At 58.3% G+C, this 14,206-nt stretch carries 15 protein-coding genes and 5 tRNA genes; 6 read left to right on the forward strand and 14 right to left on the reverse strand.

Annotated features, from left to right (window positions below):
- Positions 1-157: 157 nt before the first annotated feature.
- Together ccmI and VIL80_RS11490 are read right to left on the reverse strand one after the other, a co-directional pair.
- Positions 158-1,444, reverse strand: coding sequence for a c-type cytochrome biogenesis protein CcmI (gene ccmI, locus VIL80_RS11485; protein ID WP_332036249.1), 1,287 nt, complete (start codon positions 1,442-1,444; stop codon positions 158-160).
- Complete coding sequence (locus VIL80_RS11490) at positions 1,437-1,967, reverse strand: cytochrome c-type biogenesis protein (RefSeq protein WP_332036250.1); 531 nt, start codon at positions 1,965-1,967, stop codon at positions 1,437-1,439. Before VIL80_RS11490 ends, ccmI begins: the two co-directional genes overlap by 8 nt.
- Positions 1,968-2,144: 177 nt before the next feature.
- Between VIL80_RS11490 and VIL80_RS11495 the strand changes: the two genes are divergently transcribed.
- Together VIL80_RS11495 and VIL80_RS11500 are read left to right on the forward strand one after the other, a co-directional pair.
- Positions 2,145-2,220, forward strand: a tRNA-Val gene (locus VIL80_RS11495).
- A 47-nt stretch (positions 2,221-2,267) separates the two neighbouring features.
- Positions 2,268-2,344 (forward strand) — tRNA-Asp (locus VIL80_RS11500).
- Positions 2,345-2,461: 117 nt separating this feature from the next.
- Here the strand turns inward: VIL80_RS11500 and VIL80_RS11505 are convergent.
- The gene (locus VIL80_RS11505; RefSeq protein ID WP_332036251.1) at positions 2,462-3,154 is read right to left on the reverse strand and encodes a DUF4197 domain-containing protein; all 693 of its coding nucleotides are present in this window, start codon (positions 3,152-3,154) and stop codon (positions 2,462-2,464) included.
- A 221-nt stretch (positions 3,155-3,375) separates the two neighbouring features.
- Here VIL80_RS11505 and VIL80_RS11510 point away from each other — a divergent pair.
- Both VIL80_RS11510 and VIL80_RS11515 read left to right on the forward strand, forming a co-directional pair.
- Positions 3,376-3,451 (forward strand) — tRNA-Val (locus VIL80_RS11510).
- Positions 3,452-3,499: 48 nt separating this feature from the next.
- A tRNA-Asp gene (locus VIL80_RS11515) sits at positions 3,500-3,576 on the forward strand.
- A gap of 159 nt (positions 3,577-3,735) precedes the next feature.
- Here VIL80_RS11515 and VIL80_RS11520 read toward each other — a convergent pair.
- The 11 genes from VIL80_RS11520 to VIL80_RS11570 form a co-directional block, all read right to left on the reverse strand.
- Positions 3,736-4,368: an IMPACT family protein gene (locus VIL80_RS11520; protein WP_332036252.1), complete on the reverse strand. Its 633-nt coding sequence runs from the start codon at positions 4,366-4,368 to the stop codon at positions 3,736-3,738.
- Entirely contained in the window at positions 4,292-4,873 is a 582-nt protein-coding gene (locus VIL80_RS11525) for a DsbE family thiol:disulfide interchange protein (protein WP_332036253.1), read from the reverse strand. The genes VIL80_RS11520 and VIL80_RS11525 overlap by 77 nt, the downstream gene beginning before the upstream one ends.
- A 32-nt stretch (positions 4,874-4,905) precedes the next feature.
- On the reverse strand, positions 4,906-6,909 hold the full coding sequence (locus VIL80_RS11530; RefSeq protein WP_332036254.1) for a heme lyase CcmF/NrfE family subunit: 2,004 nt from the start codon (positions 6,907-6,909) through the stop codon (positions 4,906-4,908).
- A complete protein-coding gene (locus tag VIL80_RS11535; RefSeq protein ID WP_332036255.1) occupies positions 6,906-7,355 on the reverse strand; it encodes a cytochrome c maturation protein CcmE in 450 nt (149 codons plus the stop codon). The genes VIL80_RS11530 and VIL80_RS11535 overlap by 4 nt, the downstream gene beginning before the upstream one ends.
- Before the next feature lie 100 nt (positions 7,356-7,455).
- Positions 7,456-7,689, reverse strand: a complete 234-nt coding sequence (ccmD, locus tag VIL80_RS11540; RefSeq protein WP_332036256.1) for a heme exporter protein CcmD — start codon at positions 7,687-7,689, stop codon at positions 7,456-7,458.
- A 17-nt stretch (positions 7,690-7,706) separates the two neighbouring features.
- On the reverse strand, positions 7,707-8,465 hold the full coding sequence (locus VIL80_RS11545; protein WP_332036257.1) for a heme ABC transporter permease: 759 nt from the start codon (positions 8,463-8,465) through the stop codon (positions 7,707-7,709).
- A gap of 71 nt (positions 8,466-8,536) precedes the next feature.
- Complete coding sequence (ccmB, locus tag VIL80_RS11550; RefSeq protein ID WP_332036264.1) at positions 8,537-9,244, reverse strand: heme exporter protein CcmB; 708 nt, start codon at positions 9,242-9,244, stop codon at positions 8,537-8,539.
- A 25-nt stretch (positions 9,245-9,269) separates the two neighbouring features.
- Positions 9,270-9,974 (reverse strand): cytochrome c biogenesis heme-transporting ATPase CcmA, encoded by a 705-nt coding sequence (gene ccmA, locus VIL80_RS11555; RefSeq protein WP_332036258.1) that lies wholly within the window; start codon positions 9,972-9,974, stop codon positions 9,270-9,272.
- A 33-nt stretch (positions 9,975-10,007) separates the two neighbouring features.
- The gene (locus VIL80_RS11560) at positions 10,008-11,786 is read right to left on the reverse strand and encodes an ATP-binding SpoIIE family protein phosphatase (protein ID WP_332036259.1); all 1,779 of its coding nucleotides are present in this window, start codon (positions 11,784-11,786) and stop codon (positions 10,008-10,010) included.
- A gap of 15 nt (positions 11,787-11,801) precedes the next feature.
- Positions 11,802-12,116, reverse strand: coding sequence for an STAS domain-containing protein (locus tag VIL80_RS11565; protein ID WP_332036260.1), 315 nt, complete (start codon positions 12,114-12,116; stop codon positions 11,802-11,804).
- Positions 12,117-12,358: 242 nt separating this feature from the next.
- Positions 12,359-12,532 (reverse strand): PA3496 family putative envelope integrity protein, encoded by a 174-nt coding sequence (locus tag VIL80_RS11570; protein ID WP_332036261.1) that lies wholly within the window; start codon positions 12,530-12,532, stop codon positions 12,359-12,361.
- Between the two features lie 479 nt (positions 12,533-13,011).
- Between VIL80_RS11570 and VIL80_RS11575 the strand changes: the two genes are divergently transcribed.
- A complete protein-coding gene (locus VIL80_RS11575) occupies positions 13,012-13,713 on the forward strand; it encodes a 2OG-Fe(II) oxygenase family protein (protein ID WP_332036262.1) in 702 nt (233 codons plus the stop codon).
- A 169-nt stretch (positions 13,714-13,882) separates the two neighbouring features.
- Positions 13,883-13,958, forward strand: a tRNA-Arg gene (locus VIL80_RS11580).
- The last annotated feature ends 248 nt before the right edge of the window (positions 13,959-14,206 follow it).

The raw sequence follows: 14,206 nt of genomic DNA on the forward strand, positions 1-14,206 counted from the left end.
TCAATAGATAGACGCCAAATCGCCGCTTTGTTTTTGCAAACCGCCGATTGTACATGGCTGCGGGCAGGGTTTCAGCGCTAATTTTGACCGCACAGGCCAAAGCCCGCGGCCACGCTAGTGGTTCCGGGTTAGCGGTCGCGGGGCGTGCGCGAAACCGTCACATTTGCTGGTCGATGGCGATATGCACCGGTTTCGACCAGTCGCTGCGGGGCAGCAACTTGATTTCGCCCTGCCAGTCACCCGGGGCCGGGCGAGCATTGCCATTAATGGCGAGGCGCGCCACCACCTGCACCTGGTCTACCGTCTTGAGGCTGCGTCCAGGCATCATCGCCTTGGACTCATCCAGCACCACTTCCGTCGGCAGGTCTGCCGCGGCGAGGCGCACGATGGCGAGCGGCATGGGACTTTCTTCGGTGCGAGCGTAAATAAAGACCGGGGTATCCGGGGAAGCCTGCACCGCCTCGGACAGGGTGACCTTGACCGAAATACGATTCTCACTGCCAGAGACAGCTGACTCTTCCGCGCCGGATGTGGACGCCGCGGGCACCTGAGCAATCGGCTGCTGCAGCTGCCCGCCGCCGGCTTCTGCCAGCGCCTGCTCCGCGCGAGCAACACCGGCAGACAAAGCTTGGGCGGCACTGGAGCCTGGGGGCATCTGCGCAAGCGCGCGCTGCCAGTGGGCGCGCGCTGCGGCAAAGTCTTCGCGCTCGAATGCGGCGATACCCGCTAACCCGAGCGCGGTGGCATTATCCGGCTGCGCCTCCAGCACCAGCGCCACCTCCTTAACAACTTCCGGTGACACCTGCGAACCACTGGCAAAAAACAGCGCCTGCGCAAGCTCCGCGCGGACATTCGCAGCCTGAGGCTCGCGCGCGACAATATAGCGGTACTCGGCAATCGCACCAGCCAGATCATTGCTGACCAGCAGGCGCTGTGCCAACACATAGCGGCTGGTCAGATCTTCAGGATGGGAGCCTGCACGAGCGCGCAGCTGCTGTGTAATGCGCGCTTCCGCCACCAAATCGGTTGCACCGGTCTGACTGGCGGCAATATCGCGATACAGAGCGAGATCGCTGTAAGAGCCCCAATAGAAATACAGCCCAACCGCGGTAAACGGCAACAGGAACGCCAACGCAAACAACAGACCGCGCCCTCCCTGACGCGCAGCGGCCATACGGTAACCACCACCCTCTTCCGAAAGCAGTTTGCGCGCGAGCTCGGTTTTGAGCGACTGGTACTGCGTCTCATCCACCACACCGCTGGCCCGCGAGGCCTCCAGTTCGGCAAGATGCTCGCGATACAGCACCGCGTGCGCCTGCAAATCAGCGCTAGCGTTCGAATCCACTGCATTTGCCCCGGGCGCAACTGGGCGCAGCAACGGCCAGGCGATAATAGCCGCCAGAGGCAACAGCAACAGGGCCAGTATTAACCAGAGATCAGTCATTGTTTTTGCCTCCGCGCTGCTCACCGGTATTCAGCAACTCTTCCAGACGCCGCTGCTCTTCTACGCTCAACTCCTGCGCGTCTTGATCCTGCCTGCCGCCGCGACCGTTGCGCGAGCGCACGACAATAACGATCAACGTAAGCAGTCCTAACGCAGCGAACACACCGGGCGCGAACCACAGCGCCATGGTGTTACGTTGCAGTGGGGGTCGATAGAGGACGAAGTCGCCATAGCGCGCCACCATATAATCCTGGACTTCCACATCACTGAACCCCTCCTCCAGCAAACGGCGAATCTCGCGGCGCAGGTCCATGGCCACCATGGAGTCAGACCCCGCCAGATTCTGATTCTGACACTTGGGGCAGCGCATCTCCTCAATCAGCACCTGATAGCGCGCCTGTAGTTCTGCACTGGACAGAGGCTCTACCTCCACCGACGCCCAACTGGCACCTGCGCACATGACCACAGCCAGCAGCAATGTCCGCACAGCGCCCAGCGGCTTCTTTTCGATCTTGTTCAGCACTGATCTTCTCCAACGGAAAGTCGGGCGATTATAGCAGTGCCAGGCCGCCCCGACACACCCGCTCAAAACCGGCGCAGGAAGGGCCGAAGACCGCCATAACCCATTGAATAACAATATTTTTTTCAAAAAGCGTTGACGCCCCAAAAAATATCATTACTATACGCAGCTCCTGACGCGGGGTGGTTAGCTCAGTTGGTAGAGCGGCGCCCTTACAAGGCGTAGGTCACAGGTTCGACCCCTGTACCACCCACCACTCCCTTTCATCTGCTTGGCAGAGTTTCAAAGGGTGATCAGGAATGCGGACCGGTAGTTCAGTTGGTTAGAATGCCGGCCTGTCACGCCGGAGGTCGCGGGTTCGAGTCCCGTCCGGTCCGCCACATACGAAAAAGGCTCACACGAAAGTGTGGGCCTTTTTCGTATGTGGCGGATTCACCCGCAATAAAAAGGACCCCTAAGGGCCCTTTGAGACTGTGAGTCGAGACCGCGGAAATGTCTCAACCCTCACCAAACACCTGACCAATCAACACACTACCCCGGGCCACCGGGTCCTTTCGGATCAGCGCCTCTTCTTCACCGATACGAGTAAACAGCGTAGCCATGCTGCTATCCAACACATAGCGCTCTACGTCCATATTCGGCTTGTTGGCAATGGGCAGGCTTTCGTACACCGACAGCATGCTTTTGTACTGCTCATAGAAGCCGGTCTTCTGCAGGTTGGCTTCAACAATCGGCTGGAACCGTGAGCGCAGCGCACTTTCGGTCTGCCCGCGGAAATAATTGGTTGCAGCGGTGTCGCCACCACGAACAATCCCCAGCGCATCATTGACCGTCATCCCGGCAATGGCCTGCTTGAATACCGGCGCCGCTTCAACCGCTGCCTGCTCAGCCCCCCGGTTCATCGCCTGTTCGAGCTGATCCACATAGCTGCCAAATCCGTATTGGCGCAGGCTATTGGCTACGGGCTGAGCGGATGCCGGTAACCGCAGGTTAAATGCACCCTGCTGTGACAACCCCGCACTCGCACGGTCGGTACTGGCATTCAGCGTATCCTTAATAGCGCGGGACAGTCTCGAATCGGTATCGTAGCCGGCATTTTTGGCAACCTGATTCCCCAGGTCCACCCACGGGGAAACCGCTTCCATATTCTGGCAACCCGCCAGCGCGCCCATCATCGTGCCAGCTAACATTCCGACAACAACCCAACCATGCTTCATGGAAACACCTTTCAATCAAGAAAAATAAAATACTACCGGTTAACAAAAGTCGCGGCAGTGACGCGCTTCCGAAACCACCGGACTGAGCGGCATTAGAATTCAGCGCACCACTGTCGTCAAAAAAATTGAAAAGAATTTTTCTCCAACAGTTGCATCTCTCAAAACTATCATTAATATACGCAGCTCCTGACGCGGGGTGGTTAGCTCAGTTGGTAGAGCGGCGCCCTTACAAGGCGTAGGTCACAGGTTCGACCCCTGTACCACCCACCACTCCCTTTCATCTGCTTGGCAGATTTTTCAAAGGGTGATCAGGAATGCGGACCGGTAGTTCAGTTGGTTAGAATGCCGGCCTGTCACGCCGGAGGTCGCGGGTTCGAGTCCCGTCCGGTCCGCCACATACGAGAAAGGCTCATACGAAAGTGTGGGCCTTTTTTGTTTCCATCCAATAAATTCAGCCATGTATTAAAGGCTGCCAAAAAATTCGCGCGATACTTAACAGGAAATTAAAAGTTGCCGAATTTTCGTCGACTCCTGTTGTGCGACGAAATTCGAAGTCAGTCGAGCAACTCAAAGCCCTCAGCCTGCAATTGCAACTGCAGCATGGGCCAGCGATCCTCAGGAAGAACCACATCGAGTTCAACACGAGTACCGTAATCGGCACTACCGCATTCACCACCCTGCTGTGTCACCAGAAAACGCAAACGGGACTCACCAGAAAAATCACAAGCGATACGCAGGGGTAAACGCGGCACATACTGCTTAAGCTCCGCAAGCTGCAATGCTGCACCCACAGCGCCGCGATATGCACGCATCAGGCCGCCCACCCCGAGCTTGGTTCCACCAAAATATCGAGTAACGATAGCGCCCACATTACCCACTTCCTGCTTCAGCAACAGTTCCAACATGGGTCTGCCAGCGCTGCCGCCAGGCTCACCGTCGTCATCTGCCTGCATCACTTCAGGATTCGCGGGATTGCCGATCACCAGCGCGGTGCAGTGATGGGAGGCATCGGGGTAACGGGCGCGGATGCTTTCCAACTCACGCAAAAAAGCCGCTTTATCAGTTACTGGCCCCAGCCAGCAGATAAAGCGGCTCTTTTTTTCTTCCGTTTCAGTGACAACGGGCGAGCAGGGAATCTGATAGCTCACCAGAAAATTCGTCCCAGGATTGTTTTTGCAGCTTTTCATACAGAGGTTGCAGCTTGGTCTGCCACACCCGATCGTCCACCACACCTACGTGCTTACAGCGAATGGTACCGCCGGCATCAACCAAGAAAGTTTCTGGCGCGCCGAAAACACCCAAATCGAGTGCCAGGCGCCCTTCCACATCGGCGACAGAAAACAAATAGGGATCGTGGAATTTATCCAGCCACTGCTGCGCTGCGGCATTGTCATCCTTGAGGTTGATACCGACGATGGGCACACCCTCTTCGGCCAACTTGTTGAGATAGGGATGCTCCACCCGGCAGGAGATGCACCAGGTAGCCCACACATTCAACAACAGTGGCTTTCCGGGAAGATCCGCCTTGCTTAATTCGCGCGCGCTCTCCACATCCTGCAGCGCAAATTCCGGCACCGGTTTGTTCACCAGTGCCGAGGGCATATCCTGCGGGTTCAGGGAGAGACCGCGCCAGAACAGCAGTGCCAGCGCGGCGAATATGATCAGTGGCAGAAAGAGTTTCAGCCTTGCCATCAGTTGTGTGATTCCTTATTAACCTACCCGGATCAGGTGCCGGCCAGTGATCCGCTTTGAGCCCCAGTCACCACGGCCTTGCTCGCGCGCGCCGCCTTCACTTTGCGATAGCGTTTATCGGCCACCGCAATGGCACCACCCAGGGCCATCAACGCAGCGCCCAGCCAGATCCAGACAACGAATGCCTTGTATTGCAGACGCACCGCCCAGTCTCCGGCCAGGTTGTCCTTGTCCATTGGCTCGCCCAGGGCCACATACAAATCGCGGAACAGGCCGCTGTCGATTGCCGCCTCTGTCATCACGTTACCGCCGGAAAGATAGCTGCGTTTCTGCGGGTGGAGCTCGGCAATCATTCGACCACCCTCACGCACCAGGATCACCCCTTCGGACGCGCGATAATTGGGCCCACGCGCCTCACGCACACCCTCGAAAGTAAACTCGTAGCCGGACATTTCCGCGCTCTGCCCCGGCGACATGCGCAGATCCTTTTCCACGCTATAGACCGTAGTCAGCGCAACACCCAGCACGGAAATCGCAAGACCGATATGCCCGAGGTGCATGCCGTAATAACTCGCGCGCTGGCGCTTGAGACCAGCCCACAAAGAGTCTGCATTGCGGGATTTGGCCAGCACATCGGCGACACTCGCGGCGATCACCCAAAGGCCCGCAAAAATACCCAGCAAGGCCCCCCAGTGAAAATCACCTGCCAGCAGGGTCAGCAGCGGTGCGCCAATGATGGCGACCAGCGCCGGCAGGACCCAGGCTTTTGCCAGCTTCTGCAGCTGACTGTCTTTCCAGTTGGCGTGAATACCGAGCCCGAGCAACAGGCACAGCACCAGCATCAGCGGTATAAAGAACAAATTAAAGAACGGCGGACCCACGCTGATTTTGCCCCAGTTGAGCGCATCCGCCAGCAGCGGATACAGGGTGCCAGTGAGCACCACTGCCATGATCAGCACCAGCAGAACATTGTTACCGAGCAGGAAGGTTTCCCGTGCCCGCGCGGAAAACACGCTGCCCGCACTCACGGTCGGTGCGCGCACGGCAAACAGCAGCAGCGAGGTACCTACCACGATAGCGAGGAATACGAGAATAAATCCCCCACGCAGCGGGTCGGTTGCAAAAGCGTGCACTGAGGTCAGTACCCCAGAGCGAACCAGGAAGGTTCCCAGCAGGCTGAGACTGAAAGCAAAGATCGAAAGCAGGATGGTCCAGCTGCGGAACAGTCCGCGCTTTTCTGTGACCGCCAGGGAGTGCAACAGCGCTGTGCCGACCAGCCACGGCATGAAGGAGGCATTTTCCACCGGGTCCCAGAACCACCACCCGCCCCAGCCCAGCTCGTAGTAGGCCCACCAGCTGCCGAGCGCGATCCCCAGGGTCAGGAAAGACCAGGCCACCGCCGTCCACGGACGCGCCCAACGGGCCCAGGCACTGTCGAGGCGCCCTTCGAGCAGTGCTGCGATGGCAAAGGCAAAGGCCACAGAGAAGCCCACGTACCCCATATACAGCAGCGGGGGATGGATGATCATGCCAGGATCCTGCAACAGCGGATTCAGGTCGCTGCCGTCATTGGGCGGGAATGGCAAGATGCGGTCGAACGGATTGGAGGTCAGCAGGATAAACAGGAAAAACCCGATCAGCAGCATACCCAGCACGGACAGCACCCGTGCCACCAGCACCGCCGGTAACTGGCGGCTGAACAGGGCCACCGCAGAGGTCCAGCCCGCCAGCATGAGCAGCCACAACAGAATCGAACCCTCGTGGCCACCCCAAACGGCGGTCACCTTGTAGATCATGGGCAGAATGCTGTTGGAGTTCTGCGCCACGTAGGCGACGGAAAAGTCGCTGTTGACGAAGGCCACGGTCAGGCACACAAACGATAACAGGGTGAACGCAAGCACCCCGAGCGCCAGTGGACGGGCGGTCTCGATCCACAGTACACGCCCGGTGTAGGTGCCAAGTAGCGGCAGAACGGCCAGCGCCAATGACAGCAGCAGGCCGACGATCAAGGCAAAATGGCCGAGTTCCGGACTCATATCTTGGCATCTCCCTGGCAACTGGCCTTGCCGGACATCGATTCCGCCACTTCCGGCGGCGTGTAGGATTCGTCGTGTTTTGCCAGCACCTGATCGGCGCGAACAAATCCACCTTCCTGCAGTTTGCCGGTCACCACGGCAGCCTCACCCTCGGCGAAAAGGTCCGGGAGAATCTTGTCGAACACAACTTCCAGCTCCGCCTCACCATCGGTGAGCGCAAAGCGCACATCCAGGGAACTCCCATCGCGCACGATACTACCGGGAACCACACAACCGCCGGCGCGAATGCGCTTGTCAAAAGGCACCTCGCCGGCAGCGAAGGCCTTGGGCGCGTAGAAGTAGTCCATATTGGATCGCATGGCGTAGGTCACGAACCCCACCGCAGCGGAAGAAAGCGCCACCAAAATGACCACCAGAATCAGGCGTTGTTTACGGGCTGGGTGCATGGTTGTCCTGCCGTCGAAAAGGATATCTGTCTGCCGCGCACAGCAGCAGACATGGAAACCGCCCCGCTAATAAGGGGCAGCATGACTTATTGAAAAATCTTTACTCCGCAGCCATCGCCGCTGGTTTGGCGTTGCGCTCCGCACCGGTGCGACGGCGCGCTTCCTCCTGGCGGATCTGGCGTTGGAACTGCTCGCGCATTTTTCGCTGCCGCAGTAATGGCACCAATACCAGCGCGACCAGAACTGCAATGGTCACCCCGTAGGAGATCCAGACGTAGGGACCGTGGCCGCTCATGGCCAGGAAGCTGGCGAAATCATCAAATTGGAATTGCATGGTTCGTTTCAACTCCCTCAGGGCTTCGCCGCAGGCACAGATTGCCCCAGCAGTTCACGCACCCACTGGGTACGCCACTCGCGCTGCAATATCAGGCTGCGGGTATGCAGGGTCAGCACCCAGGCGTAGAAAAGGTAAAAGCCCGCGATCATGGTGATCAGCGGATAGAACATGCTGGGATCAATTGTGCTCGCCTGGGTCAGCTTCAGGGTCGCCGGCTGGTGTAGGGTGAACCACCAGTCTACCGACTTGTAGATGATTGGAATATTGACCGTACCCACCAGAGCCAGTAGTGCGCTGGCCTTATCCCCGGACTGCTCGCGACTGAAAGCCCCGGAAAGCGCCATTACCCCGAGGTAGAGAAAAAACAGGATCAGCATGGAAGTAATGCGGGCATCCCATACCCAGTAAGTACCCCAGGTAGGTTTGCCCCACACGGCACCGGTCACCAGCGAAACAAAGGTCAGTGCCGCACCAATGGGGGCCGCCGCACGCATCACCACGAACGACAGCTTCATTTTCCAGATCAGGCCGATGGCTCCGCAGATGGCCATGATGTAGTAGCCGGCGAGGGCCAGGAAAGCCGACGGCACATGGATATACATGATGCGGTAGCTATTGCCCTGCTTGGCATCCTGGGGCGCAAATCCGAGCCCCCAGATACAACCTACGGTAAGCAGTATCAGGCCGGCTCCGCCGAGCCACGGCAGCCAGACACTGGATTTCTGATAAAACCAGCGCGGCGATCCCAATCTGTGAAACCATTGCCAGGACAATTTTGTGCTCCTAAGCCTTATTCATCGGCCCTTTTCCCACCCGGATGTCGCACCACAGGCACGGAAAAGGATCAGTTTTCTAAGCTGATGCGGATAGCACCCGCCGCTGCCAGCGGAGCCAGTGCCGCCGCGGCTGCGAGAATCGCACCAAGAATGGCCAATTGCGGGCCGTAACTATACCCATCCAGTGCCGCTTGCACCGTTCCGGTGCCGAAGATTAACACGGGTACATAAAGCGGCATAATGATCAGTGCCAGTAGCAACCCTGGTCGCCTAAGCGCCACGGTAAGCGCTGCGCCCACGGCACCGATCAGACTCAGGCTTGCGGTACCCAGGGCCAGGGAAATCAGCAACGGCCAGTAACCGGCCTGCCCCAGGTTCAACATCATCCCCAGCAAGGGGGACAGCACCGCCAGGGGCACGCCAGTCACCAACCAGTGCACCAGCACCTTGGCCAGTACCGGGAAATACAGCGGCTGCGGCTGCAAAGCCAGCTGTTCCAGCGAGCCATCTTCGTAATCACCGCGGAACAGGGACTCCTGGGACAACAGAGTCGCCAACAGCGCCATCACCCAGATCAGCCCTGCAGCCATACGCGACAACATCTCGGGCTCCGGCCCGATGCCCAGCGGCATCAGCGCCAGCACAGTGACGAAAAACAGCAGCGGATTGACAATATCGGAGCGTCGACGCACCGCTAGAGTGAACTCTGTACGGAACAGGGTATAAAAACCCGGCGTGGCAGCCGGCGCAGTGGGAATCGAATCCGCTTCGCACATAGCCTCGGTGCCCCTGACTACTGACTCAACCGACACAGTACGACTCCTCTGCCGAGAAGTGCGGTTGAAATTCCGCAAGATTGACCCGCAGCAACGGCGCAACATTGACTGGCTGATGGGACGTAAGCAGCACGCAACCTCCCCGCTGAAGATGGCGATTCATCTGCGCTTCGAGGCTCGCCACACCCGCCACATCGAGGGCGGCGAGAGGCTCGTCGAGAACCCACAGTGGCGGCGGCGCAGGCAGATACAGGCGCGCCAACGCCACCCGACGATTCTGCCCGGCGGAAAGTTGCTGGCAAAGCACATCTTCAAAGCCGTAGAGCCCAACCTCATCCAACGCCCGCAGCGCTTCTTTCCGCCCCGCGCCGTACCAGGCGAGGTTTTCCAGGGGTGTGAGACCGCGTCGGACACCAGCATTGTGGCCTATATAGAGCAACGAGCAGCGCATCGCCGCCAAGCCACCGGGATAGGCCTGCCCCCGCCAAGCGATGGTTCCGCTGTAGTCGGAGACACTACCGATCAGGGTACGGATCAGCGTGCTCTTGCCTGCACCATTCGCACCCTCCACTTGCACTGCCGTACCCGGTGCCAGCGTGAACTCAAGCCCCTCGAACAGCACACGCCCATCCCGCTCACAGGCGAGCCCGCGCACAGCGAGGGACTGCCCACATGCAAGCTGGGTTTCTGGTGCCGCTTTTTCGGGCGTTTGAGGGAATTCGGATACCATTGCTCACCGCAATTGATGAAAAACTGAGCGCGATTATACCGGCACTGAGGAGTTTTGTACGGGATTCGCAGACGATTCACAGGGATCTGCCGCTTCTGCAGACCTGCCGGTACGCCAGCGAATGATCGCCTCCACTCGACTACTACCGGGGACCAGGTGCACCTCACTGCAAACTGTCTGCAATAGCGCGAGACCACGGCCGGCGTAAACACCCTTGGGCTCACGGGCTTCCTGGAACCCGGAACCGCTGTCTTGCACCACCAGGTTCAGCTGCCCCCCCTGCTCGCTCTCGGTGCAGCTGAGCACAATACTCACCCAGCCATGATCAAGGCGACTGCGCCGCTCTGCCAGCAGGTCGTAGTAGCGGATAAAGCCATCGTCAGTGGACTTGATGGAGGAATCCAACTCCAGCACACCGTGCTCGAGTGCATTGCGGAACAACTCCCCCAACGTGATGGCGAGGTCTTCCTGAAAACGAGCCGCCCCGGGCATCTGTGCCAGTACACTCAGCAGATGCGGCAATGGGTCAGCGGTGCGCAGCTCCTCGTGCGCCAGGCGTAACTCGATGGACCAGTTGCCGATCCGCCCCCCCTTGCGCTCACCGTTCTGGTCCGCTGCCGGCAAGTCGCTGCGACACAGCGATGCATCGGTCAAATCCAGCTCCACCAGCGACAGGTCGTCGTGCTGTTCGGCCGCATGGGCATTCACCGCCATCAGAATCTGGTCGAAGGCCTGGGTGCCGCCACAGTCCGCCCGCAGCAACTCCATCAGGCGGGACTCGCCAAAATGCTCACCCTTGCCATTACGCGCCTCGTGAATCCCATCACTCCAGAGATAGAGCCTATCGCCAGGCAGCACCCGCAAATTGACGATGGCATTGTCAATCTGGTCTGTCGCCAGCACACCGAAGGGCAAATGGCGGGACTCCAGCAGACGCAATTCACCACTGGCACGCTTGAGACAGGGGCTTGGCATACCAGCATTGAGAAGCCGCAAGTGCATGCGACGGGGATCCAGTTCCAACATCGCCAGGCAGCAGAACATCTGCCGCGGCAGGATGTCGTAGAGCTTGCGGTTGATCTCCCGCAGCACCCGCCCCATGGAGAAGCCCCGCGGCATCATGGAATAGAAGATGGACGTGAGCGGTACCGCCCCCACCGCTGCCGCAAGCCCGTGCCCAGCAAAATCCCCGAGCATCAGTACCAGCTTGCCATCTGGCGTATAGGTGGCGGCGAGCAGGTCCCCGTTCAAAACTGCCCGCGGCGACAGGTGATAGCGGATGGCAGGACTACCGTCGAGACAGCTTTCGTTGCCGAGATTGGAGAAGATTTCCCGCGCATTGGCCTGTTCCTGCAGGAAATCGGCGTGGTGGCGGCGCAGGCGGTCACGCTGGGCCATCAGTGAGCGACTGAATTCGCAGAAGCGACGGATGGATGCCAGTTTGAGCTGAACCAGAGATGGACTGTAGGGTTTGGTGAGAATGTCGTCGCAGTCTGTCGGTGGCGCCGAGGGCTCACCACCAGAAAGATCCTGCACGAACAGAATGGGTACCGGCTCGATCCCGCTACTCTGCCGCAACTGGCGAATCTGGCTGCTGGCTACCTCCACCGCAGACGTGGGCCCAAAGATCAGCAGATTTGGCTGAAACTCACCGTAGGCTTGCAGCGCCATTTCCGCCGATGGAACCGAGTCGATAACCGCCGGCAAGTTGTACCCTGCGGCACCGGTGTACTCCCAACTGTGAATCAGCCCGCTCAGCTCGGCTGCTTCACCGGCTTCGCTTTCGACGATTAAAATCCGGAAGGCTGACATGGTCCTGGGCCATTCTCAGCGTATGCTGAAAATCCGGTCGAAATTGGAAACAGACAAAATATGGGATACATGGGCATTGGCATTCATCAGCTCTACCTCGGGCTGGAACCCCTCTCGCCCCATTTCCACACAATAGTCCCGCAAGAGCAGCAGCATACCCAGTGCAGCACTGTCGAGATGATCGGTTGCAGAAAGGTCTACCAGGAACATCTTGGGGGGCGGCGCCACATTGCGATAGGCCCGCTGAAATTCCCGGTGCATATTGAAATCGAAATTGCCGGCCACGCGGATAATCACCGCATCCCCATTCTCGGAGATTTCAGAAGTCACCCGGCTTTCAAACCTGTCGGAAACCACCATCTGAAGGTCCCTTTTTCCATCCCTTCCTGACCAATGCAGCCAATATACACCCCCCCGGCGAGCGTGCAAACTGGCCAGTCCAGACGCCTTACCAAAGTAGGATGGCTTACCCCGGAGTCAGGGACCCAAACAGAAAAGGGTGCCGCCGGCACCCTTTTCGTATCCCCGACGCTGGTCCGGGTTATGCGTAGGCCGAAAATTCCGGCCCCGGCCTAAAAGTCATACTGATAATCCAGCAGTTCCCGTCTGAGACGCATTTCCTCCAGCTTGTCTTCGACCATCCGGCGGGCATCCCTAGGGCTCTTGCTTGACTTCAGTACCTCTTCTGCCAGAGAGGAATCAGAATCATCAAAATCAATGTCATTTTCGATAACGTTGCCGCTCATAGAAAACTCCACAATCTCGATCTGCCAGGGCAGAAACTGTTTGTCTGTTGTTGTTATTGTGCCGTTAGGCACTTGGAGATTAGCCAGCTCCGGCTTTCCCGGTCAAGCATCTTTTTCACCCTGGAAAGCAGTTTTTCATCACGGTCACAGCGACCCTCTTTGGCTGCGCCCCAAAGCGGGTAAAACATCATGCGACTTGCCCAAGGCCGGTGCAAAAATACCCCGTTTTTGTTACCACTTCGCGACAAAATTTCCTGTGGTCAGCTAAGACAGGTTCAGCCAACAAACAAATATCAGGCGCTACTATAAGCCCATTGGTGTTACCGTTAGTTACAACACCCGCTGCAGCTGAACGACCTGACGGACAACCACCGATACCCGGTCATTGGCCAAGCAATTCTCCTCTGATATGTTTGCGGGATTGACGCCTACCTTGCAGCACCATTCCGCAAGGTATTCCAGGAAGAGGATTGCTCGCTATGACCGCACTTGTTGCTGACGCCCGGGACTGGCTCCAGGCCGCCGCGCTGACCCACCAGGAAACCCTGGTAAAAGCCGACCCCTTCAACTTTATGGTGGCCAAGGACCTTCTGCCGACGGCTATCATGCCAGCCTTGTTGGCGGATTTTCCGCAGCTCAAGGGCGCGGGTTACCTCCCCTATGAAAGTGAACAGTGCGGCTCAGCGGTAAACGCCCTGATTGCGAGACTGCAGGAGCCTGAGTTTGCGGATGCGATCGGCGACCGCCTGGGCATTGAGCGCCTGTCACAGTACCCGACGTTTGTGTCCATCTCCCGCTCCCTGAAAAAACGCCATGGCAATATCCACACCGATGGCAAATCCAAAATTGCCACTGCGCTGCTGTACCTGAATGGCGACTGGGCTGAGACCAGCGAAGGCTGCCTGCGCTTCCTTAATAGCATCAACGACTTCGAAGACACCGTGGTACCCGAGATTCCACCAGTCTACGGTACGCTGGCCGCGTTCAAGCGCGCCGATAACTCCTTCCACGGTCACCTGCCATTTGAGGGCGAGCGCCGGGTGATCCAGATCGCCTGGCTGGTAAGCGCCGACGACAAGGCACGCAAGGCCAAGCGCGGGCGCTTGGCCCACAAGCTGAAGCAGTTGCAACAATGGTTGGGAGAAAAATTCGGCGGAAGCAGCAAGCCGGAGATGCAATAGACCAGTAACAATCACTGAGGCGGGGTGGGACATCGCCCCCCCCTTCGAATCACGGAAATCTGCTCTCAATCGCTACAGACGCTGGTCGACATGACAGCTGGAAGTCTAGCCGTTAGAATGGCGCCTCCCCGAAATTGCCCAGCGGGCAATTTCGAGGTATTTCTGACTCGTCCCCGTCGGTTAACAGGATAAACCACGGACCTCCTAAGTCCGGACTGCCCGTTCGAGTCGGGCCGGGGACGCCATAATATCCGAATGCCAGCTATCCGACTGCCAGGCGGCATGCATTCGAAAACGTTGAGAAGTAAGTTTTAGCATCGGCATCTGGCGCGCAGAATTAGAGTCCAACTTCGCCCCCCCTGTTCTCCAGCCCCCACCCGCAGCTGACCATCCTTTCTGACAGTCATTACCAATGCCGCGCTCGACGTAACTGGGCCATCAATAGATCATTTGGCCACTTCATAATTCGCTTAAAAAAAACGGATAAACAGGC

The sequence above is a fragment of the Microbulbifer sp. genome, from assembly GCF_036563125.1.
Lineage (GTDB): Bacteria > Pseudomonadota > Gammaproteobacteria > Pseudomonadales > Cellvibrionaceae > Microbulbifer.